The organism is Streptomyces sp. NPDC046866, from assembly GCF_040704625.1.
In the GTDB taxonomy this organism is placed as follows: Bacteria; Actinomycetota; Actinomycetes; order Streptomycetales; family Streptomycetaceae; genus Streptomyces.
Genome location: NZ_JBEYXN010000001.1, coordinates 596078 through 618551, shown reverse-complemented (window position 1 = coordinate 618551; position 22474 = coordinate 596078). Strand labels below are relative to the sequence as shown.

The 22474-nt window shown below is 68.1% G+C and carries 14 protein-coding genes and 1 pseudogene; 6 read left to right on the top strand and 9 right to left on the bottom strand.

What is annotated here, in order from left to right; all coding sequences use genetic code 11:
- Positions 1-564 precede the first annotated feature (564 nt).
- Complete coding sequence (locus AB0953_RS02865; protein ID WP_366857565.1) at positions 565-1743, bottom strand: DUF2786 domain-containing protein; 1179 nt, start codon at positions 1741-1743, stop codon at positions 565-567.
- A 734-nt stretch (positions 1744-2477) separates the two neighbouring features.
- On the opposite strand from AB0953_RS02865, the gene AB0953_RS02860 reads away from it, so the two are divergent.
- A complete protein-coding gene (locus tag AB0953_RS02860) occupies positions 2478-4223 on the top strand; it encodes a bifunctional 3'-5' exonuclease/DNA polymerase (RefSeq protein ID WP_366857564.1) in 1746 nt (581 codons plus the stop codon).
- Between the two features lie 8 nt (positions 4224-4231).
- Here AB0953_RS02860 and AB0953_RS02855 read toward each other — a convergent pair whose 3' ends face one another.
- Together AB0953_RS02855 and AB0953_RS02850 are read right to left on the bottom strand one after the other, a co-directional pair.
- Entirely contained in the window at positions 4232-4684 is a 453-nt protein-coding gene (locus AB0953_RS02855) for a GNAT family N-acetyltransferase (RefSeq protein WP_366857563.1), read from the bottom strand.
- 151 nt (positions 4685-4835) lie between these two features.
- A complete protein-coding gene (locus AB0953_RS02850; protein ID WP_366857562.1) occupies positions 4836-6050 on the bottom strand; it encodes a serine hydrolase domain-containing protein in 1215 nt (404 codons plus the stop codon).
- Between the two features lie 208 nt (positions 6051-6258).
- Between AB0953_RS02850 and AB0953_RS02845 the strand changes: the two genes are divergently transcribed.
- The 3 genes from AB0953_RS02845 (at position 6259) to AB0953_RS02835 (ending at position 9907) form a co-directional block, all read left to right on the top strand.
- On the top strand, positions 6259-6918 hold the full coding sequence (locus AB0953_RS02845; RefSeq protein ID WP_366857561.1) for a hypothetical protein: 660 nt from the start codon (positions 6259-6261) through the stop codon (positions 6916-6918).
- Positions 6919-6969: 51 nt separating this feature from the next.
- Positions 6970-7509, top strand: a complete 540-nt coding sequence (locus tag AB0953_RS02840; RefSeq protein ID WP_366857560.1) for a hypothetical protein — start codon at positions 6970-6972, stop codon at positions 7507-7509.
- A 352-nt stretch (positions 7510-7861) separates the two neighbouring features.
- Positions 7862-9907, top strand: a complete 2046-nt coding sequence (locus tag AB0953_RS02835) for a hypothetical protein (protein WP_366857559.1) — start codon at positions 7862-7864, stop codon at positions 9905-9907.
- 86 nt (positions 9908-9993) lie between these two features.
- On the opposite strand, the gene AB0953_RS02830 is transcribed toward AB0953_RS02835, so the two are convergent.
- Together AB0953_RS02830 and AB0953_RS02825 are read right to left on the bottom strand one after the other, a co-directional pair.
- Positions 9994-11208 carry a hypothetical protein gene (locus AB0953_RS02830; RefSeq protein ID WP_366857558.1) on the bottom strand — a complete coding sequence of 405 codons (1215 nt, stop codon included), beginning with the start codon at positions 11206-11208 and terminating at the stop codon, positions 9994-9996.
- The gene (locus AB0953_RS02825; protein ID WP_366857557.1) at positions 11205-13454 is read right to left on the bottom strand and encodes a sensor histidine kinase; all 2250 of its coding nucleotides are present in this window, start codon (positions 13452-13454) and stop codon (positions 11205-11207) included. The genes AB0953_RS02830 and AB0953_RS02825 overlap by 4 nt, the downstream gene beginning before the upstream one ends.
- 481 nt (positions 13455-13935) lie before the next feature.
- Between AB0953_RS02825 and AB0953_RS02820 the strand changes: the two genes are divergently transcribed.
- Positions 13936-15912: a DNA cytosine methyltransferase gene (locus AB0953_RS02820; protein ID WP_366857556.1), complete on the top strand. Its 1977-nt coding sequence runs from the start codon at positions 13936-13938 to the stop codon at positions 15910-15912.
- Between the two features lie 289 nt (positions 15913-16201).
- Here AB0953_RS02820 and AB0953_RS02815 read toward each other — a convergent pair.
- A pseudogene (locus tag AB0953_RS02815) lies at positions 16202-16360 on the bottom strand (very short patch repair endonuclease); the annotation flags it as partial.
- Positions 16361-16423: 63 nt separating this feature from the next.
- Here AB0953_RS02815 and AB0953_RS02810 point away from each other — a divergent pair.
- A complete protein-coding gene (locus AB0953_RS02810) occupies positions 16424-16612 on the top strand; it encodes an AbrB/MazE/SpoVT family DNA-binding domain-containing protein (RefSeq protein ID WP_366857555.1) in 189 nt (62 codons plus the stop codon).
- Positions 16613-16643: 31 nt separating this feature from the next.
- Here AB0953_RS02810 and AB0953_RS02805 read toward each other — a convergent pair whose 3' ends face one another.
- From AB0953_RS02805 to AB0953_RS02795, 3 genes are read right to left on the bottom strand one after another with little or no spacing between them, the layout of a single operon-like run.
- Positions 16644-18662, bottom strand: coding sequence for an AIPR family protein (locus AB0953_RS02805; protein ID WP_366857554.1), 2019 nt, complete (start codon positions 18660-18662; stop codon positions 16644-16646).
- A complete protein-coding gene (locus AB0953_RS02800) occupies positions 18655-19662 on the bottom strand; it encodes a PD-(D/E)XK motif protein (protein WP_366857553.1) in 1008 nt (335 codons plus the stop codon). The genes AB0953_RS02805 and AB0953_RS02800 overlap by 8 nt, the downstream gene beginning before the upstream one ends.
- Complete coding sequence (locus AB0953_RS02795) at positions 19659-22448, bottom strand: Z1 domain-containing protein (protein WP_366857552.1); 2790 nt, start codon at positions 22446-22448, stop codon at positions 19659-19661. Before AB0953_RS02795 ends, AB0953_RS02800 begins: the two co-directional genes overlap by 4 nt.
- Positions 22449-22474: the final 26 nt, after the last annotated feature.

Genomic DNA, 22474 nt, shown 5'->3' with positions numbered 1-22474 from the left:
ACCGGATCATAGCTGTGTTCAGATGCACCCGCATGGGCAGATGCACGTGCACGCGGAGGGTGCCGCCTTGATCACTGTGAGGGGCTGGACGGCTCGAGACCGGGTCGCGACACCACCGCAGGACCCCGGAGAGGTGGTCCACGAGCCCGCCTCGCCGCCCGGCGGCCCCGGCGCAGCAGGCGGGGCGGGGGGGGGGAGCGGGGGGTGCCCGGATCCGCGAGCATTGCCCGCGCCCCCGGCCTCCGGCAGCCACCGGGCCAGACGGACAGCCCGCGGTGACGCACCGGTCCACCCCCGGCCGCTCCAGCACCTCATGCCGGGCGATCCGGGCATCGCCGGACGCCCGACCGGCAGGCGGCATGGCCAACGGCCTGCGAGACGGAGGGGGGCAGGGTGCCGGCGCCCAGCATGCTCGCGACGGCTGGGCCGGAAAGCCCCAGGCGGCGAGCAGCGCGGGGAGCCCGAGACGTCCTCGGCCCCCGCCGAGGGAGCCGACGCAACGGGACCCGGCCCTGAAGGCCCCGAGGGCCATCCCGGCGCGGACGCCCGCACGGCATCGGCGCCCTACCGCGGCAGCGGCCTGCGCCCCTGTCGGCTCCCGACATGGGCCCGATCGGCCGCAGCGGTCCCGTCGTTCCATCCGGCCGCATCACTGGCCCCGCGCAGCCGGGTCGTGGTCGTGCGGGGGAACATCTCCTCGGCCCGGGCGGTGACGGCGACGTCGCGGGCCACCAGGGCGGGCAGGTTGTCCGGGGCCTCGGCCGCGGTGTGCTCGGCGGTCTCGGCGAGGCGCTGGCCGAGACGGCTGGCGTACGCGAGCAGGAACGACTGCCTGAACGTCTTGGTCCGCTTGCGCCCGCCCGCCCGCTGGCCGGCCTCGGCCCGCGTCATGGCCGCCGTTCCCTGCACGAGCAGCGAGGTGTAGAGCAGCTCGACGGCCTCGAGATCGCTCTCGAACCCCACCACCGTCGAGAACCCGAAGGCACCGTTCCAGACGGCCCGGCACCGGTTGGCGCCGGCCACCGCGTCGAGCAGCACCGCCTTGGCCTCCTCGTACGGCGGCTCGACCCCGATCCGGCAGGCCGCCGGCGCCTGGGCTGTTCCCTTCCCGCTGGCGGCGAGCAGCGCCTCGTCCACGGTGTGCCGGGCCATCAGCTCCTGGGCCTTGGCGCTGAGCGCCTCCGCCTCCTCCGGGTACGTCGTGGCCTCGGCCTTCGCGAGCAGCGCGCGGATCCGGCCCAGCATGCGGGGCTCGATGTGCGCGTGCCGGAGCACATCGGCCGCGGGATCCCCCGGAACCGGACCCACCGGCTCGATGCCCGGCAGCCGGATCAGCAGCCGGAACAGCTCCAGCACGGCGGTGGCCAGGGCGAACCGGTTCGCCCGCTCCCGCTGCGCGAGCCGCTCCCCGTAGGCGGCGTCGTCCTCGCCCCACCAGACGCGGGCGTCACTCCACCGCTCGGGCAGCGTGGCGTACCGCCGGGCCTCCCCCGCCACCAGGTCTGCGAACAGCCGCACGTGCCGCTCGTCGAGGTCCCGGCGCACCAGCCGCTGCACGTCGGCCGGCTGCCAGCCCCGCTCCCAGGCCTGCCGTACGTACGCCTCCCCGCGCGCGAGCAGCTCCCGGGCGACCCCGCCCCAGGCCGCGCCATCGGCCGCGAGCAACGAGGCCCCGGCATCCAGCCCGGCATCGCCATCCCCATAAAGCGCAACCTCACAGGCGCGCCGCACCACATCCACCACCCACCCAGCTTCCCACGCCCACCCCACCACCCCGCCGCCCGAGCCCCGCCGACGCTTGAGCCGGCGGGGCTCGGGGCGGAGCCCCAACAACCCCGGCCCGCAGGCCACGCGCCCCCACCCCCGCCCCACCCAGCTCCACCGGCGCCTGAGGCGCGGGGTCTGGGGCGGAGCCCCCACACCCCCAGCCGTGCCTCCAGCTCCGCAGCCACGGCCCGGCAAGTCCAGCCCGCCGGCGCTTGAGGCGCAGGGCATGGGGCGGCGCCCCAGAAGCCCGGCCCGGCTCCGCTGTCCCCCACGGCGGGGGCCGCCAATCCAGCACACCGGCGCTTACGCCACGGGGGCCTGGGCCAGCCGCGCCCCCAGAACCCAGCCGTGCCGCCGGCTCCCGCAGCCACGCTCCGCCAAACCCAGCCCCGCCGGCGCTTGAGGCGCGGGGCCTGGGGCGGAGCCCCAGAAGCCCGGCCCGGCTCCGTTGTCCCCCCATAGCGGGGCCCGCCAATCCAGCCCAGCCGACGCTTGAGGCGGCAAGGCCTGGGGCGGAGCCCCGGCAACCCAGCCGTGCCGCCGGCTCCCGCAACCACGCTCCGCCAAACCCAGCCCCGCCGGCGCTTGAGGCGCGGGGTCTGGGGCGGCGCCCCGGAAGCCGGGCCCGGCTCCGCTGTCCCCATGGCCGCGGCGCGAGCCCCCGGGGCGGCGGCCGGACGCTGTCAGACCGCGGTGGGACACTCGCATGCATGAGCGAGCACGTGCCCCGCTGGACCCTGGCCGAAGACGCCGAAGGCCACTGGCACGCCGCCGAACTCACCCCCCGACCCCCCGGCCCCCACACCCCCGCGCAAGCGGTCCGCACCACCCGCGCCCCCGACCCCGCGGAAGCGATCCGCACCGCCCGCGCCCCCGCCTCCACCCGCTGGATCTGGCGCTCGACGGCAGCCGTCTACCCCCGCCTCCTCTCCGCCGGCATCCGCATCGACCGCTGCTACGACATCGAGGCCGCCGAAGCGCTCCTCCTCGCCCACGAGGGCCGCCCGGCGGAGCCCCGCTCGGCCGCGGCCGCCTGGGCCCGCCTCACGAACACCCCGGTCCCGCCGGACCCCCCGGCGCGCTCCGCCGCGCCCGGCGCGCAGGATTCCCTCTTCGACCCGCGCCCGGCGCCGCTGCCCCTCGACGCGCTGATCGCCGTCTACGAGGACCAGGCCCGCCGGCACGAGGCCACCGCCCACCCGGACCGGATGCGGCTGCTCACCGCCGCGGAGTCGGCCGCGTTCCTCATCGCTGCCGAGATGCACCATGCGGGCCTGCCCTGGCGGGCGGACGTCCACCGCGCGCTGCTGACCGAGCTCCTCGGCGAGCGCTACGCCGGCGGCGGCGAGCCCCGCCGCCTCGCCGAGCTGGCGGACGAGGTCTCCGCCGCCTTCGGCCGCCGCGTCCGCCCGGATCTGCCGGCCGACGTGCTCAAGGCCTTCGCCGCGGCCGGGATCCGGCTCACCTCCACCCGCCGATGGGAGATCCAGGGCCTCGACCACCCCGCGGTCGCGCCGCTCCTCGCGTACAAGAAGCTGTACCGGATCTACACCGCGCACGGCTGGAGCTGGCTCCAGGACTGGGTGCGCGAGGGCCGCTTCCGCCCGGAGTTCGTGCCCGGCGGCACCCTGACCGGCCGCTGGGTCACCAACGGCGGCGGCGCCCTGCAGATCCCCAAGGTGATCCGTCGGGCCGTCGTCGCCGACCCCGGCTGGCGCCTGGTCGTCGCCGACGCCGACCAGATGGAGCCGCGGGTGCTGGCCGCGATCTCCCGCGACCCGGCTTTCATGGAGGTGGCCGGCCGCCCGGAGGACCTGTACACGTCCATCTCCCGCCACGGCTTCTCCGGCGACCGCGAGCAGGCCAAGCTGGCCGTCCTGGGCGCCGTGTACGGGCAGACCTCCGGCGACGGCCTGAAGAACCTGGCCGCCCTGCGCCGCCGCTTCCCCCGCGCCGTGGCGTACGTGGACGATGCCGCCCGCGCGGGCGAGGAGGGCCGCCTCGTACGCACCTGGCTGGGCCGGACCTGTCCCCCGCCCGCCCGCGCCGCCGACGCGGACGGCGAGGCCGGCATCCCGCAGGACCCCCCGGACCACTCCGACCGCCCGGACCGCCCGGACCGGGACGACGCCTGGACGCCGAGCTACGCCTCCACCAACTCCCGCGCCCGCGGCCGCTTCACCCGCAACTTCGTCGTCCAGGGCAGCGCCGCCGACTGGGCGCTGCTGCTCCTCGCGGCCCTGCGCCAAGCCATCGCCGGGGCCGGGATGCGGGCCGAGCTGGTGTTCTTCCAGCACGACGAGGTGATCGTGCACTGCCCCGCCGAGGAGGCCGAAGCCGTGGCCGAGGCGATCGGCGCCGCCGCCGACCGGGCGGCCCGCATCGCCTTCGGGGACACCCCGGTCCGCTTCCCGTTCACCACGGCGGTCGTCGAGTGCTACGCGGACGCCAAGTGACTCCGCGCCTAGGACTCACCGAGCCCGTGGAAGTAGAGGTGGAACTCCTCCCTCTCGAACCCCTCCGCCTCGTACAGCGCCTGCGCGGCGTGGTTGTCGTACGCGGTGTCCAGCTGCACTCCCGCGACGCCGGCCTCCCGGGCCCGCCGCAGCACCTCCCGCAGCAGGGCCCGCCCGGCGCCGGTACGCCGCGCCGCGGGGTCGACGTACAGGTCGTGCAGGATCCAGCTCGGCCGCATCAGCAGCGAGGCGAAGGTCCGGTACACCTGCGCGAACCCGACCACGTCACCGCCGGGGGCCTCGGCGAGCAGGATCAGCGAGTCGCCGCTGCGCAGCCGCTCGGCGATGAAGGCGCGGGGCTGCTCGGGGTCCGCGACATCGACGCGATAGAAGCGCAGGTACTCCCGGAACAGCGCCACAGCCGCATCGAGGTCCCCCTCCCCGGCCACCCGAGTCCGCACGCCACCCACACCCACACCCGCGCCCACGCCCCCACCCACACCCACGTCCCTACCTCCGCCCACCGGACCCGACCCGAAGTCCCATTGTCCACAAGGGACATCCCACGTCACACGAAGGACGATGAGAGACGGGTGGGTGGAACCGCAGCACTCACGGCTGCACGGGCTTCAGCCAGTAGACGTGCTCCGGCGAGACGATCTGCGTGATCGCCCGCCCGAACAGCGTGCTCGGCTCCTCGCCCTCGGCGGCGATGTCGGTGTTGAGCATGACCACCATCGTCGCCTTGGCCTGGGGCAGGTACATCGCCACGACCTCGTACCCGGGCAGGGAGCCGTTGTGGCCGATCCAGCCCCCGTCCGTGAAGATGCCCAACCCGTAACCCGTGTCGGGCGAGTTGTCGGCCGACTCGAACTTCAGCCGCTCGGCCTGCGTGGCGGGCTTGAGCAGCTCGCCCGTGGCCAGGACCTTGGCCCACCTCCGCAGATCCGGAAGGTCGGAGATCATCGCGCCGGCGGCCCACCCCCAAGAGGGGTTCCAGGCCGTCGAATTCTCGACCTTTCCGCTGGCGGTCTGGTTGGTGTAGCCCTGCGGGTGCGGCGTGGGGAACTCGGCGCCGGTCGGGAAGACCGTGTGCTTCAGCCCGGCGGGCACGACCACGTTGTCGTGGATGACGTCGCCGAGCTTCTGCCCGGTGACCTTCTCGATGACCAGCCCGAGCAGGATCAGATTGGTGTTGGAGTAGAAGAACTTCGCGTTCGGCTCGAACATCACCGGGTGCCTGAACGCGTACCCGAGCAACTCCTGCGGGGTGAACGGCCGCGTCGGATGCGTGGTCAGGGCCTTGTAGAAGTCGGGGTCCTCGGTATAGCTGAAGAGCCCGCTGCGCATGCCGGCGAGCTCGCGCAGGGTGATGCGATCGCCGTTCGGCACACCCTTGACGTACTTCCCGATGGGATCGTCGAGCCCGACCTTGCCCCGGTCCACCAGCTCCAGCAGGGCGGTGACTGTGAAGGTCTTGGTCTGGCTGCCGATCCGCACGTTCACGTCGGTGGCCATGGGCGCACCGCTGGCCTTGTCGGCCACGCCGAAGGACCGGACGTACTCCCCCTTGCCCGGCGCCGAAACGGCCACGACGACGCCGGGCACCTTGGCATCGGCCAGCACCCTGCGCACCGCGTCGTCCAACTGCTTGGCCACGGCGGGAGTGAGCTGCACGAACGGGTCGTCGGCCCGGACGGGCGCCGTGACCGGGGCCGCCGGCCGGGCCGGGGCGTGCGCGGCGTACCCGGTGCCCGTCCCCAGGGGCAGCACCACCAGCCCTGCCGCTGCCGCCCCCGCCGCCGCTCTGCGCAACCGTTTCCTCATCCCTGGCCTCCTGCCACGCGACGCCCAGGTCCGGCCCTCCCAACGTAAGCCCGCCCCCACCTCGCGGCGACCGCTGTCGGAACACCTCGCGATGGCGCCTGCCCGGCGGGTCGGGATAGCTTGGTCGAAGCGGGGGTCCGGAGGCGTACGAAGCAGCAGCCGACTGCACCCGGAGAGCGCAATCATGAAACGACGGTTCATCATCTTCATGGCCGCTCTGGCGACGTTCGGACTCGCCGTCATACTCCTTCCGCCAGCGGCCTCCGCCTACGGGGAATCCATCACCATCAACCCGACGTCGGGCACGGCCGGGACGAAAGTCATCGTCACGGGGAGTGGATGGGAGGAGAACGGATCCCGCGGCATCCGGACTCCCATCACGGTCAACGGCTCGCCCGTCGGCACTGCCGTTCCGGACTCCGGCGGCACCTTCCGGACCAGCATCACCATCCCCGACTTCGGGAACAAGCGAATCGTGACCGAGGTGGCCGCCCTCACGGGCAGCGGCGGCGCCGCCACCGCGCAGTTCGTCTACGTGCCTCCGGGCGGGAGGACGCATCCCACCACGGGGCAATGCGCGCCCTCGATCCACATCACTCCCGCAGCCGGGGCCATCGGCACGAACGTCCTGATCAAGGGAAATGCGTGGCAAGCCGGCGGAACCGTGCACATCTCCCTGCCGTACGGCTCGAAAGGCATCTTCAACACGCCGTCGGCCAGCCCGAGCGTGGGCGCACAGGGCGGATGGCAGACGATCTTCAAGGTGGCCGCACCGACCCCGAAGGGCACGTACCGCTTCACCGCCACCGAGGCCGCACCGCAATGCGGCGGGACGATCACGAAGACCGTGACGTTCACCGTGACATAAGTCGATGCGCGGCCTGTCCCCGCGCCGCTCCCGGTGGCAGACTCCTCGATCATGGCGGACAGCGGACTGTGGGTCGGCATCCTCACCGCGCTGACGGCGCTCGGAGCCAGCTACATCACCGCGCGGGCCACCTCGCGCGCGGCGCTGGCCCAGGCGCGAACCACCACGACGGCAGCGGCCCTTCGTGATCAGCGCGACCGGCGCCGAACCACCTACCGGGCGATGATGGACTGCGCGCACGCGTACAACGAGGTCACCTGGCAGATCGACGACGTCGACGCGGCGCGTGACCGCGTGGCCAAGGACCGGATCCTGACGCGGATGTACGAGCGCATCGGCCCGGCCATCGCGAACATGAACAAGGCGACCCACGAGGTCCGGCTCGACGGCCCTGCCGAGGTGTCCGCAGCGGCGGAGGAGGTGCGGCAGACGGCCCGACGCGTGCAGCCGCTGCTGAAGGCCCTCATCGGCGACGAAAGCGGCGAGCGGCGAGACGACTACGACGCTGCCTACCGGGATTTCCGTGACGCATACCTGGCCTTCGTCGGCCTGGCACGGCAGGCACTGGAAGTCCAGGACGAAGCGGACTGACCCCTCACCACACAGAAAAGCCCAGGTCAGACAAATCTGACCTGGGCTTCCTCTGAGCCGCCTTCGGGATTCGAACCCGAGACCTACGCATTACGAGGCCCCCCGAGATCATCCCAGCTGGTGTCGGCCTGTGCCGCAGAATCCCGTTTCTCCAGGTCAGGAAGGTATTGCCCGACCCCAACATGCCGCCCAGTCCACCCCGTGCCACCCCATCCGCTCACACAGCGCTCACGCAGACCGGTACCTGACCGACACCAACGGCGCGCTCCACACCAGCATCGTCGCGTACGCGGCACCGATGGAGCGAGGGAAACAACACGCTCGGGCAGGGCGCTAGTGCCATCCTGTACTGGTGGACGCACCCCTGCCCGACCAACTGGGCCTAGTTGAACGAGAGTCCAGTGCCGCTGCGCCTGCGGTGATCCGAAAGCTGAATCTTTCCGCACCGCCCGAGCGGATCGCCGGACAGCAGGACGTTGCCTTTGTACCGGTGACTCGCCCTCAGTGGAAGTCAGTGTTGAGGGACGCTGACCTTCCCGGGCTTCAGCGGAAGACCGACGGCATCGTTGGCGAGATCCTGCGTCTGCGGACCGCTTCTGGCCGGACCGTCGGGAAGGAGCTCCCAGAGCAGTTGCGGCGTCTCCACGCGTCGGTTGTCGCCTTGGGTGATGCCGCAGAAGAGGTGTCCCGATTCATTCCGTCCCGCACTAGCGCGGCAGAGCAACGGTTGGCGACTGACCTGGCGCAAGCGAATCTGAGCGAGGCTCAAGCGCTGTTCACCTGTCTGGAACAGGGATGGGCGGAGTCCGCTTGGTCTGCAGTACGGAGGAATGCCCTCGCGGCCCAAGCAGCCGGGCGAACTCTGGAGGCTGCCGCCAAGACTGATCACGCCGGCCTTCCTGACGAGGACGTCTACCAGCGAACGCTCGGGGTATCAGCCGAGCAGCTGCGTCCCGGGTCGGGTGTGGCGTCGCGGGCCCGCCTGCTGGCCGCTTGGGCGGAAGCCCCGAAAACACTCGATCGTCGACTGCGCCGGAGCATGAGACATCTAATCGATGACTCGCTATCACTAACAGTGATACTTCTCCATCACCTTGCCGTCCTCGCGCTGTCTGATCGCCCCTTGGTATCGCACCGCGCCGCCCTCCTGGGGCGTGATCTTGTGACGTCCCATCTGAAGTCCAAACCAGAACTGACATGTGCAGTGATTGCACGACACGTCGCTCGAGAACCGGAGATGCTGTCCTCCCATCGCGGACAGATCGCCTACCTAGACGCCTACTACCAGGCGGAATACCAGGAGGAAAAGGCGCGGGCGGTCATGGACCTGCACCGGGCCGTGCTGGAAGCAGACGTCAAGCGCACGGCTGTTGTGGTGATGGAACTGCTGGGCAGGACGGTTCCGCAGGGGGCTTCGCTCGCCACCGTCCGGGATCTGCTGATGGCTGAAGACAGTCAGCCGCTGTGCAGGTTCCTTGCTTCGACGATCCGCTCTGAGTGGCGCAACGCGAACGCACACGAGGACTTCCGCTGGGATCCCGTCAACAGCACACTCCTCTTGAACGGACAGCCAGCCGATCTCGAAGAGGTACTGGACGCAGCGATCCGCGCTCGCGCGATCTGCCGAGGATTCGAGCACGGGGTCGCCGTGGCCTACGCACAGAACGCATCACTCGTCATCCGGGGCGCGGAGGACGCGAACTACGTCGGCCGAGACCTCTCGATACTCCAGGCAGCTGGAGAAGCCAGATTTCCGGTGCTGGACATCCGACGCCATGGCAGTCTCGTGCGGCTGGACGTGGCCGACATCGACGTTGAGAGCCTGAGAGAGGCGTTTCGCGCCATCCTCAGGGCCGCCATCGCGGACCACAGCGTCGAGCGCTGGGAGCTACGTCAGAGCTCTCCTGACCGGCCGCTGCTGCACGTGGACCGTGCTGGAACCCATGCTGGCCTGCAGGTCGCGGAGCCGCTCTGGGACATTGCCGACCCCCTCCCTTTCGCCGCTCTCCCCCTGCTGGCGAATGCCATGACCAATGCGGGAGAACCCGCCGAGACAGCAGCGTCAACGGTTCTCTGCTTGGCGGCTGTCCATGTCGTCGGAGAACGAGACCGCTTGTCGCCTGTCCTTGCACACGGTGATCCAGCTGCCAAGGACGAGTTGATCAACACTGCGAAGCTGATCAGCGACGGCACCAAGGCAGCAGCGCATCTTCTTGAGGGACCAGCCCAACGCAAGTTGTCGGCCTTCGCTGAAGTTCTTGCCGGAGAATCCCACCGGTTGAAGAGCGCTGCCCCCTTCAAACTCGTCCGCGAGTTCTTGCCGGCGGATCGGGTCCTGCGGAGACATGCGCCAGCTCACCTTCCATGGATCACAGGACTCCGCGACTCTGCCGTCTGAGCTCCCCGGCATGGTCAGGATCAGATCACGCCTCACAACCCGGTGCGTGGGCGAGATGGCCGACACGCTGATCACCGGGCCGAGAATCATGACTGTTTGGCGTCCTTCGTCGTAGCACGAGGGCTCGGAACCGAAACCTGGTCCGCGGCCTTCCCCTTTCCGTCCAGCCCCAGGGACTGCTTGATGTTCTCGAAGTCGACGTCCGGGGTGCCGATCCTGGCCACCGTGTGCCCGTGCGAGGTCAGCATGGCCTCGGCGAACGGGCTGTCCAGCGTGGCGACGCGGGTCCACGAGCGGACCTCTGCCAACGGAACAGACTGAACGATCTCGAAGTCGACCAGAAGGTCCGGGATATCGAGGTACTTGGGCAAAATCCGGTAACGGGCGCTGTTGCCGCGGAACATCTCCAGTGCCGCGTTCCGCTCCCTCCCCTTGTCGGGGGATCCAGCTTTGACCCAGCGAGCCATCAAGGGCGCTTCGCTCAACGGAACCGCCTTGGCGAGACGCACGTACTCGGCCTTGGCCGCACGATTGCCACCGGAGGGCAGGTCCTCGTAGAGGTCGCACGCCGGCGTGAGGACGACCCACCAGCCGTCCTGGGAGTCCCGCAGAATGTCTGCGGCGGTCACGTGCTTCGTGACCGGCGGCATCAAGTACATCCGGGCGGTCGACGCGTGTCCCATCACACGGTCCTCGGAGGAACCGAGCGCTGCTCCGAGTGCCTCGACCGCGTTCTCCTTCAGCCAGGCTGCCAGGCGGTGCACGAGGGCGGGGGCGATCTGGCTGCGGTCGACAGCCTCGAGCCGGTTCCAGTTCGTGGCGATCTCGTCCCGCAGGAATCCTCGCACGTGCTCGTCCACGAGAGCGGTGATGTGCCGGGTGAGGGCCGGGACACCGGACTCAAGGCCGTCCCGTATTGCGGTGACGGCGTCGTCCAGCCGGTTCTTCGGGACCACCTGGATGAGCGGTGGCTTCGCCAAGTCGCTCACCTGCTCCGCGAGGCCGGTGCAGAAGACGACCGGCACCCAACGAGTCTTGGCGATCCGGTCATACAGTTCACGGCCCTGCAGGTTCGGGTGCGCGGGGGAGCCACCACGTGTCGCGTCCCTGACGTCCAGCACGACCAGATCGAACGCCTGGAATTCCAAAAGGCGTTCGGCTTCGTCGAAATCGTTCTCGACGTGGATGTCGAGCGTTCCGAGATCCGAGAGCTCCTCCACAAGCATCTCGGACAGTTCCTCCGCGATGTCCACCTCGTCCTCGACGATCAAGATCCGGTACACCGCGCCCCCGTCCGTCACCCAACTCTCCTTCGCAGTCTTGCCCTGAACGTGGCTCCGGCGAGGGGCCCTGGTGTCACCAGGGACAGGTCGCCGTCGTAGAAGTCCTTCACGACGCTGCCGGCGATGCTGAGGCCCAGCCCGATGCCGTCCTCCTTGTCGCTGAAGTACGTGTCGAAGATCATCTCTTGGATCTCCTCACGCACTCCTGGGCCGCTGTCGCTCACGTCGATGTCGACCTCGTCCTCGGGCGTCCGCCTCGTCTCGATGAGGATGGTGCGCTCCTTCCCCTCGGGCAGGGTGGAGAGCCAGTAGATCGAGTTCCCTACGAGGTTGTGGACCACCTGGGAGATGTCACCGGGGTCAGCCGTCACTGTCACGTCCTCGCCGCTGACGGTGACGGTGATGCCATTCTTCTCCAGCGTGCCCTCGTGGACCGCGACGGCCTCGTCGATCGCCGCTTGGAGGGACAGGGCGCGGGGGCGGCCTCGCCGCCGGCCGCTCAGGGGCTCTACGCGGGTGAAGAGCCGGTCCAGAGCCTGTTCCTGAGCGGTGAGGTCGACGTGCATCTTCGTGAGAGCGGAGGCGAGCTGTTCGTCCTCGTCGCGCTTGCGGCCTGCCAGCTTGTTCAGTCGGCGGAGGACGTAGGCGATCCGGGTCAGCGCCGTTCGACCGTCGTGCAGTACGACGTCGACCAGCGCTCCGAGAGTCGCGAGGCGGGAGAACTGCGAGAGGACCTCCTGGACCTTCTCGACGCTCTCGTCGATCGTTTCCTGAGCCTCCTCCAGTGCGCGGCTCAACTCGGTGTCGTCCGGGTACTTCGCGTTGACAACGTCCCGGACGGGCGAGAGGGTGAAGTTCTGGAACAGGCCGTGGCGGTCGCTTCCGGCACCGGAGGGGGCGTCCACCGTGATCGGCCCCGACTCGCGGCCCTCTCTCTTCGGGCGGCGCAGCCCGTAGCGCCAGGTCTCGAGTCGACTCACGGCCTGGGTCAGGACACCCTTCAGGTCCTCGTACTCGGGCGAGTCGATGAGCCCTTCCCGGTGCGACCGGTCCCGAAGCCCGGGGTTACCGTCCGCCGATATGTACACGAAGCCCGCGACCTGGTTGTTGGAGAACCGCATGGTGGGGTTGTTCACGCGGCGGAGGTCGAAGCCCAGCCAGTCGAAGTCGACCTCTCCGAAGGGCTGCACCCGGAAGCCGTCCCGGTAGAGGGCGACACCGCTGTTGTCCTTGATCAACTTACGGACCTCGGTGATGTTGCGGGCCCCGAGGTCGATGTTGAGCATCTCCTTGAGGGAGGCCGAGTCGAGGTCCCAGGTACGGAGGTCGACCTTCAGGGGACCGCACTTGGGTGCCTTCCCGTGCGACGGGAAGAGGTACTGGTTCAGGGTCTCCGACTGCCCGGACGTGAGGTTGGTCATGGTCAGGTCGGCGAGACCGTTTTCGTCGATGGCCCCTATGAGGCGGTAGTGCGGATGCGCCAGAGCTTCGCTGGCCCCGACGAAACCGGTGTGGTGGTCCAACGGCCCAGCCGGAAGCGAGAGGTAGATCGCGAACTCCGGCTGGTCGGGTACGTCCAGCTCCGCAGGAGGAGGAGGGGGAAGGAGTCGGGACAGGGACCGCTTCAGGCTCTCCACCGACTCGGCCGTCCAGTCCTGCCGAAGCCCTTCGAGTCGGACGAGGGTGCCGTGAGAGCCCGTCCAGGCGGACTGTTTCTCGCTCGCGCGGAAAGCACTTGTCACCTCGTCGAAGAGGCGTCGCGCTTGGCCGTTGTCCGCGAACACCTCGGGAGCGCCCACGTTCCACTGGACCGGTACCTGGTCTAGGTAGGCGTTCTCGGCGGCGAAGTCGCTCCAGTCGAGCCGGATGTTCACCTCGGGGCCGCCGGCCTTGCGGCTCTTGATTGCGGTCACGGCGCCGAGGCGGGCTGCGGAGAAGCGCCCGATTCCCTTTGCGCCAAGAACCCGTCGCCCGAACTGCGCACTGCGCGGTGCGCGGTGCCGGAACGGCGTGGCAATCTCCATCCAGGTGTCCCGGACGGTCTCGGGGGACATGCCGTGCCCGTCGTCCCACACCTCGATGGAACCGTAGCCCTCCTCCAACGGCCCGTTGAACCTGATCACAACCAGGCTCGCATCGGCGTCGTAGGCGTTCTTGACCAGCTCGGTGAGCGCCACCCGCTCGTTGCTGATCAGTTCCTCACCGAGTGTGCTCATCAGGCGCGCACGGGGACGTAGGAACGTCTGTGTGTTCTCGGAGTCCACGCTCGCCCCTCTGGCCGCTTCGCACCCGTACCCCCGCCCGAGGAGCACCAGCCGTGATCTTAACGGCGGGGAGGGTTCGGGAAACGCTGCTCAGGAGATTTGGGCAGCACGTGTGCCGGGACCGGGCTTCACAGGGGTTACGGCACCCGACGAACGGTGCACAGCCCTGTGATCGAACGTGTCTTCTGGTTCGGGGGTTCGTTGAGACAGTTGACGTTCGTGGACGTATCGCAACCGGAACGGGGGAGTCCCGCAGAGTAGCCCAGGGGGTGTCCTCTAGCATGGGGTGGTTCAAGAGTAGAGCACTGCTTCAAGCTACCAATGGGAACACGGTGAGTGAACAGCAGTGTTCACCAGGCAGGTCACCCGCGTGACAGACGAGGCTTTGCGGCGGCGCGGACCGGCCGGAAGCCTTGCCTCCGCAGCGTCGTGCGTGATCTCCTGGAGGTCATTCAGGTCGTCAGGTACGGAGGAGTGGGTCGTGGCGAAGGAGAAGGGGGCAAAAAGCACGTATGGCGTGCCCCTGGAGCGGAGCGACTACCTCAAACTGGACAAGCACAGGCACCACTGTGAGCCGGACGATTTCAGGAAATGGGTCCAGTCCGGTTACGGAAAAGATAAGCGCCTGGCTGTCGACCTCTTCTCGGGCGCCGGCGGGCTGAGCCTGGGCCTTGAACGGGCCGGATGGACCACCGCTGCGGCCGTGGACTTTGACGATCGGGCCCGCGAGACACATGCAGCGAACTTTCCGGGAATGAGTCTCTGCGTCGACCTCGGGGATGACAGTCAGCGAGGCGAATTCGTTCAGCGGATCCTTGACTCTGGCGCCGAGATCGACATCGTCGCGGGAGGTCCCCCCTGCCAGCCGTTCAGTCGTGCCGGACGCAGTAAGATCCGGCACTTGGTCGAGTACCACAACCGTGACCCGCACGATCTCCGTAAGGAACTCTGGCGCGCCTACGTCGATGTGGTGGAGCGACTCCTTCCACGTGCCGTCCTCATGGAGAACGTCCCCGACATGGGGCTCGGCGACGACTTCAGCGTGATCCGCATCATCGAGGCAAAGCTGGAGAGCCTTGGGTACGTGACCCAGGTGCGTCTCGTCGATGCGTGGAACTATCGCGTGCCGCAGCACAGGAAGCGTCTGATCCTCCTCGCCCGGAGAGACGGTGGCGGCTTCGCGTGGGCCAAGCCGAAGAAACAGACCACCCTTCGGGATGCCATCGGCGACCTTCCTGCACTCAATCCGGAGCCTTTGAAAGCGGTAGGTGCCCGAGTCGGCAACTACGACGAGCAGCAGGAGCCGAAGCCCTCTTCCTTCGCCAAGGAGATGCGCAGAAGGGCAGACAAGGGTGTAATTCACGACCACATGACGCGGCGGGTTCGTAACGACGACTTCAAGATCTTCACGGTCATGGACTCCAAAACCCTCTACTCCGAGCTTGAAGAGAAGCTGGAAGAGGACGAGAAGGATTTCCAGAGGTACGACGCGGAGCAATTCACCGACAAGTACAAGAAGCTGGACTGGAAGGAGTTGAGCCGCACCATCACCGCGCACATCGCCAAGGACGGTTACTGGTACATCCATCCTGAAGAGGCGCGGACGCTGACCGTGCGTGAAGCCGCGAGGATCCAGACCTTCCCGGACCGCTTTCGGTTCGCGGGTACGCGGAGCGACGCCTTCCGCCAGATTGGCAACGCGGTTCCCCCGCTGTTGGGCGAAGCCGCGGCCAGGGTTCTCCTGCCGCAAGATGTTCCCGCCGGAGATGAGGCCGCGGACAAGTGGCCGAAGGTACGTGAGGAACTGACCCGCTGGGCCAAGGAGCAGCGTGCGGGCAAGCAGTGGTACCAGTTCCCCGGTGGCCGGAAGATGAAGCCGCTCGGGGCTCTCGTCATGGCGGTGCTCTCAGGAAGCAAGCTGCACCCGAAGCAGCTCTCCGACGTGATGGACAAGGTCGCTGGGCACAGGGAACTGACGCAGGACGTCTATCTCGCCCTCGTGAACGCGGCGCCGACAACAGCACTCCGCAAGCGTCTGGAGGCCAGGCTCAGTCCGGTCGTCGACAAGCCCGAGGTCTGGGTGAACGCGGATTCGGTTCTTGATCACAGCAAGGTGATGGGGCTCAAGCCGGCTGAGCTCGCGTTGTTCAGGCTGCTGGCCGGCGGCGACATAATGCTGGTCGGCCAGAGTGCGTTGCGGGTGGCTGCGAGGGTTCAGCAGAACGAATCGCACCTGACCAACCGACTGACCGAGGGCCGGCTCAACCTCATCAAGCTTCTCGGCGCTGGCCGTGACGCACCGGTGCGTATGGCCGCCATCAGGTTTATCGGCGAGAACCTGTGTCGTGACAAGCAGCCCGTCTGTGGAAGCTGCCCGCTGAGCGACTACTGCCCGACCCGTCCGCAGGAGGACGAGGGAGCCGAAGCCACCTTGGATGTTGTGGTAACCACAGGCTGACAGGGCCCTCCCGGGAGGACAGGGACCCTGTGGTGCGCGGCATCGGCGACGCGCTGGGCGGCCCGCCCGGCGTCAGCCCTGACCTCACACTCCCAGATGCGCACCACGGTCCATCCGGCGTCTGTCGCCGCTTGGGTGTTCCTGGCGTCCCTCTCCATATTGGCCGTGATCTTTGCCTCCCAGCGCGAGGCGTTCGGCCCGCGGAAGTGCCGTGTGCGTGGGAGGGGCAGCCGTGCCAGAAGCAGCCGTCGACAAAGACCGCGACGGAGTGCCGGGGCAGTACGAAGTCGGCCGTGCAGCGAGGAGCGACCTCACGGTGCAGTCGAAAGCGGAGCCCGAGGGCGTGGACTGCGCTCCTGAGGGTCTTTTCCGGTTCGGTGTCCCGTATGCGGTGGCCTCGGAGCTGTGCACTCCAGGGCGTGCTCAGCCATCCTTCGTGTGTGCTCACGAGGCCATGCTTTCACCTTGGGCGGCCCCGCCGTGGGCGTGCTCCGGGTGGCAGACTGCCTAGATGATCCGAGAACCCGCAGAACTCGACGTCGACGAGGCAGGCCGTGTGGAGCTCCCCCTCGGGATCCTCGCCGAAGCAGGCATCAGCCCGGGTAGCAAGCTGCTCGTGTTCAGTGACGGGGACGGGCGCATCGTGCTGAGGCGTGCAGAAGACGCGATCAACGACCTGTTGGGCGAAGGAACCCTGTAGCGGCAGCCCCGGCTGTCCGGGACTGCCGCTATCACGCAGTCTCGTGGTCGAGGCCGACGGGCACGGGGTGGAATCCATGCCGCAGGGCTTCTTCGTAGACCTCTATCACCTGCCTGGCCTGGGCCCCGGTGACCCGTCGCCCCTGGGAGAGACGCTGCGCGACACGGTCGGCGAGCTGTCTGTCCACGGCGCGCAGGACCCGGCCTTCGCGGGCCCAGTCCGCGAGAGCCTGCCACTCCTCGCTGGGGATGTCCTCGACGGCGGCTTCGGCCGCGTCGGACTCGGTGCTCTCGGGGGAGGCGATCTCGAAGGGCTCAGCCGTGAGCTCGGCTGCCAGCGCGTCGGGGAGCGTCCACGGGATGCGGGACACCTCGTCCCAGCAGTCGGGCTTCTTCGCCCACTCCGACATGTGCCGATCGCTGGAGATCACCGTCTCCATGATCAAGGGACAGAGTTCGTCGAGGGCGTCCTCCAGGGCGTCCGTGGTGCCCTGCTCGTTCCAGATCCTGTCGAGGTCGATCCGCTTCTTGGCGGCGAGCGAGAGCCGGGCGACCGTGTAGGTCGTGATCAGCCGTTTGTGGCTGCCGGCCGAGTGCGCACGGGCGATCCGGTCGGCAGCCTGGAAGAGGAGTGCAGTCGCTATGGCGCGTTTGCAGTACTGCACGTCCACGACGGGATCGGACTTCTCGATCCGCTCCATGAAGTGGGCGAAGTTCTTCTGGGCGCCGCGACTCACCCAGTACGGGAGCTGCTCCCAGGAGTGCACGAAGGTGGCCAGGTCGGACTTGCTGAATCTCTGCCGGCTCGGCGTGATCAGCTTGAACTTGCGCTGGGCGGCGCGGGTCTCGTGCTCGGCGGACTTGTCGGTGTACTGACCCCGCGCCCGCTCGTAGAACCATCGCGTCTCCTGACCACTGCCGTCGGTCGCAGGAGCCCACAGGCTGCGGGAGACACGCTCGAAGGCGACGTGGAACTCGTGGTTCGAGCTGAAGTCGACCAACGTCACCTTGTTCTGGGTGTTGGAGTACTGGGAGATCCTCGGAACGATCTCGGACAGGTAAGCGGGATCGACGATCGTGAGTTTCATCTGCACGTGGACCCCGTCCAAGTCCCGCTTGTCATGAGTCAGGACATGGTGCAGCGAGGCGGTGGTCTGGCCGCCGTTGACGATCTGGAGGCCGGTCATGCTCCTGATGGCGACGGGACTGCCGTCCTCGTCGGTCTCGAAGTCCACGTCCGAGGCCGTGGCGGTCACGCCGTTGTTGTAGGCGAGGAAGCGGCTCGGATCCTTCAGTAGGGTTTCGCGGATGCCCTTGTTCACACCACCGCGGGTCTGGAGGAAGGACCGGACGTTGAGTTCGAGCAGCCGGGTCCGGTGCTCCTTGTAAAGCTCGGCAAGCTGTCGGCCGGGGATGACGGCCAGGACGACCGAGTAGTTCGGCTCGTCGCTGTGCGCCGCCAGGCAGGGGAGAGGACGCTCGAAGGTCACCTTGATGGGCTCGCCGATGCTCCCCGAGGTCTCGTGCCTGTGGAGCCGCGCAAGGTCCCAGAGCTCGTACGTGACAGGGATCCCCCCGAACTCCCCGGGTGCCGGGGCACTCGTCGTGCTGACCCGGTTACTGAGGAGAAAGAGGCGGATCTTCGGAACGTTCGACAGCGCTTTCTCCACGCCGACGCACATGTCGTGCACGTCGGTGTTGTCCTCCTGGTTGGGGCGGATGGCCCCGTGCTTGCCCAGGAACGCGAACAGCCTGCGGAAGAGCCTGTCGGACTCGGCCTTGGTCAGCTTGCTGCTCAGCGGGGTCAGGTTGAAGTCGGTGGTGTAGAGATCGAGGCTGGACCCGTCGTCGGGCAGGCCGTAGCCGTAGATCTCCAGGCCCCGGGAGGAGTGGTAGGCGAGCGCAGCGTCGGTGACCACCCCGGCCTCCTCGAGGATCTCGAGTACGTGCTGGGTGAACGTGTTCGGGATAGAGCCGCCCTCGGCGTCCGCCAGCGCCTGGATGTCTGTCACCAGCGCGCGTGAGTAGTCGTGGAGGTCGTGCTCAGCCATGGGTTCCTCGGATCAGGTCTGCGAGTGTCTCGGCGGTCACGCTGTGGGCGGTCAATGCCGACACGTCGATGGTGTAGGTGCAGTTGCCGACCCCAGGCGGCAGCTCGGCCTCGACGATGCGAGGGAAGCCCTCCCCGACTGTCCAGAACTCGCTGCGACGCAGGGTGTACCGATCATGGTCGTAGAGGTCCCGCTGATTCGGCAGATAGCCGGCTTGGACCAGCAGACTCTCGAAGCGCTGGGCGGCGGACGGTGAGGTCAGACGCGCCCGTATCTCGTCCACCAAGGCGTTCAGACTCCTGCCGAGCCCACGTTGCCGGTCGTCGAGGACGACATGAGCCAGTGCGAGGGGCGTCGCATCGGCCGTGTCCAGCTGTCGCTCACTCGCGATCTGAACCGTCCGGGGAGAGCGCGCTGTGGTCGCCTTCACCTCGACCGCGGCGCCGGGCAGCTGGAAGTCCTGGTTCGTCTGCCGAGGGCCGGTCCAGGAGCTGACGGCCGTGTGCTGGTCCACAGCCGGAAGCACGTGCTCAAGGAGGAAGTGGAGTTCACCGAAGAGACCGCACCGAGCCTGTCGGGACAGGCCGTCGCGCGACACGGAGCGCAGCAGCTGCTGCCACCGGACGTAGCGGCGAACCGCGGCCTCCGCCGCCGTCTCGGTTGTCGGTGCCTCCCGCACCACGTCTGCGATGTCGGTGACGAGCGGGGTGAAGACCTCGGTTAGTTCGTCGTCGGTGAGCATCACCTGAAGCTCGTAGTGGTTGCCGGACACCGACGACAGGTTCAGCTGCAGGCCGCGGGTGGCGGGCAGTTCGTGGATCTCCTGACGTACAGTGTCGGCGGTCCTGGCGTCGGTGCCGAGGAGCAGCATCCGCCGGAGGGCAGGGTGCGTCACCGACACCTGGATGTCGTGCGGGCAGTCGGGGTGGAGCCGCCGGGTGGACCTGCCCGGGGTCTGCTGATGGGCCTCCAGCTCCTGCCACACACTCTCGTCGATCACTCTTCGTCCTCGAAGTCGTCGAACTCCATGTCCTGCTTGAACCAGATGTCGTTCACCACGTACTCGGTCTTCAACTGGTGGCGGGAGAACGGGAAGCTGATGGCGAACCCGACCAGCGGAGCGACCGGCTCGGGGTTCCCCGACGACTTGGCCACCTCGGCAGGACTGAGGGGATACAGCAGAAGCAACGGCTGGTCAGAGCGACGCTGGTGGCGCAGAGGCCGGCCTCGTGGGGCGTCGGGCTCCAGCGGTTCGCCCTTCCTGTTGAGCTTCCCCCTCGCGGCCTCCTTCGTCGCCTTCAGAGCACGGTCCTTCTGCTCGTCGGTCAGGTCGCAGAGCTCGTCGGCGGGGCTGAGTACGCGCTTGATCGTGTAGCGGCCGGGAACAGCCTCCGAGGACTTGGAGTGGCTGCGCGTGATGAGGCCGATGGAATGGCCCGCGATCTCGGCCGGCGTCCCCTCGGGCAGCCGACTGGCCAGGCGGACTGTCCAGTTGCCCAGCTCACCCTGTTTGGCACACTGACGTACGTACTCCGCAATGAAGGCTGGCCGAACCCGCTGGGCCTGCCGGTCGGTGAGGTAGGAGTCGAGGAAACCCTCGGTCACGTCCGAGGCCGCGACGCCACTCCACGTGATGCTCCAGCTCCGATCGTCCGGCTTCCCGGCAGCGAGCGCGTCAAGGCGCGCGACGAACGATTCAAGAAGCTCGTGGTTGTGGCGGACCACCTTCTCGGAGAGGTCGAAGATGGTCGTCTCGGGAAGCTCACCGGAGTAGCTGAGGCGGACACGCGTGCCCTGCCTCATCTTGTTGGAGGCCGTGATGCCAAGGCCGAGCGACGAGGTCCTGACCTTGAGACCGTATTCGCGGGGGGTCAGTCCCACCGCGGACATCTCCTCGACGTCGCGACGGAGTTCGTCGGTGGCCGCGGTGATCTCCGCGTACTGGCGCTGCAGCGTACGTGTCGTGTACAGCCGGCACAGGTCCTCGTAGTGGGGACGGTAGCCGAACCAGCGGCCCATCTGCAGCAGGGTGTCGTACGTCTTGGAGGCACGCAGGTAGTAGCTGACCGACAGCCCTTCGAGGGTCAGACCGCGGGAGAGTTTCTCGCCGCCCACTGCGATGACCGACAAGCCGGTCTCCCGGCGCTCGTAGTACTGGAGGGCATCCTTCGCGGCACCGTTGACAGCCATGACGGTGATCTTCGCAAGGGCCGCGTGGAGATGGGGTTCGACGTCCTCCCAGTCGAGCCTGGCCCCGGTCATGTCCTCGGTGCAGGGGACGAAGTCCTCGTCCCAGAGCTCCCGCAGCTCTTCCTCGAGGTCTTCGCGGGCACTGCTGAACCTGTCCTGGAGAACGTCGAAGAGCAGGCGCACATGGGCGTCGATCTGCTCGCGGACCTGCTGCTGTACGGCTGTGAAGCGGGTCACGTGCACCAGCATGGAGTTGTGCACGGCGACCTGACCCCGCGCTCGACGTACCGCGCAGGTCAGGACGAAGGAACGGATGGCTCGCTGCAGCGACTCGGGCAGGAAGTCGGGAACCTGGTGGTAGGACTTGTGCTTGTCCGGCACCCACAAGTCGGTGTCCTTGATGTGCCTTATCAGAGGCAGCGGCTCGATGTCCTCCTCGTCGCCGTCGGTCTGCAGACCGAAGAGACGCTCCGGACCGAGGTAGTTCGACGGCGCCCGCAGGGTGCGGATGAAACTCTCCGGGAAGAGGTCGGGGCCCAACTCGTCGTGGTCCATGTCGGGGCTGATGTAGATGTTCGCGAAGGGGGTCGCGGTGTAGCCGACGTAGGACGCCTTCGTGAAGCTGTTGACCAAACGCCTGATGGCCTTGTTGATCGCCGACGGGTTGGTGTCGGGGTCCTTGGAGGTGTTCACCCCGGCGTTGTCGGCTTCGTCGTCGATCACGAAGAGGGGGAGGTCGGGAACGACCATCCGGCCGGTCTCCGGGTCCTCCACGCCGTGGTTGTCGATCACCCAGTCCCGCAGGTTGTCGATGATCCGCCGGTTCTTCTTGACCACGAGGACCACAGGAACACTGCCCACGGGCACGTTCGCGGAGACCGCCGTCTTGCGGGCGAAGTCCCCCTTCTCGTGACTGGTGGTAAGCGACGCGGCCTTCAGGCGCTTGCCGTGCGACATAGCGCCGACACCGATATGACGATGCGCGTCGTCGTCAGAGCGGAACTGGAACTGGGTGTCGAACCCGAGAAGCCCTTCGTCGATACGGAGCTGGGTCTGGCTGCGCAGGTCGTTGTGAATCCCGGCGAACACGACGATGAGCCGGTAGCCGGCGTCGGCTGCCTTCGCGGCAAGTCCGATGAACTGCCCCGTCTTGCCGGACTGTACCTGTCCGATCACGAGCCCGGTCCGGCGCCAGATGCCTTCCCGCTGAGGGTCTTCCAGCTCACCGAGAACGTCGTCGGTGCTCTGGTCGAGTCGGCGCACGACCTGCGTCGGGAGCTTGGAGACGGTCAGGAGGTAGCGCCGGTAGCGGTCCCAGAAGTCCCACTTCCGGTCGGCCTTCGCGTCGGCAAGCCAGGCCACATGCCCCTCGTCGTCCTTCATCGCGGAGGAATCGGCCTGGAACACGGTGGCCCGGGCCTCGAGCACCTTCCGCACCTGGTCCCGCTCTACGGTGATCCCCTGGGCAGCGAGGATGCTGACCGCTGTGTTCACGGCGAAGTCCACCTCGGCCGGCGTTGCCTGGCGGTCACCCGGCAGGAGCAGCACCGCGGTCTGCTCGGCCTTCTCGAGACTGTCTTCGGGGGTGGTGCTCACAGCGACCTCCTGCGGCCGGGTCGGTT

Excerpts from the sequence above, each read along its gene's own strand:
- AB0953_RS02860 (WP_366857564.1), top strand. The coding sequence starts at position 2,478 with ATGAGCGAGCACGTGCCCCGCTGGACCCTGGCCGAAGACGCCGAAGGC.
- AB0953_RS02850 (WP_366857562.1), bottom strand. The coding sequence starts at position 6,050 with ATGAGGAAACGGTTGCGCAGAGCGGCGGCGGGGGCGGCAGCGGCAGGG.
- AB0953_RS02845 (WP_366857561.1), top strand. The coding sequence starts at position 6,259 with ATGGCCGCTCTGGCGACGTTCGGACTCGCCGTCATACTCCTTCCGCCA.
- AB0953_RS02840 (WP_366857560.1), top strand. The coding sequence starts at position 6,970 with ATGGCGGACAGCGGACTGTGGGTCGGCATCCTCACCGCGCTGACGGCG.
- AB0953_RS02810 (WP_366857555.1), top strand. The coding sequence starts at position 16,424 with ATGATCCGAGAACCCGCAGAACTCGACGTCGACGAGGCAGGCCGTGTG.
- AB0953_RS02805 (WP_366857554.1), bottom strand. The coding sequence starts at position 18,662 with ATGGCTGAGCACGACCTCCACGACTACTCACGCGCGCTGGTGACAGAC.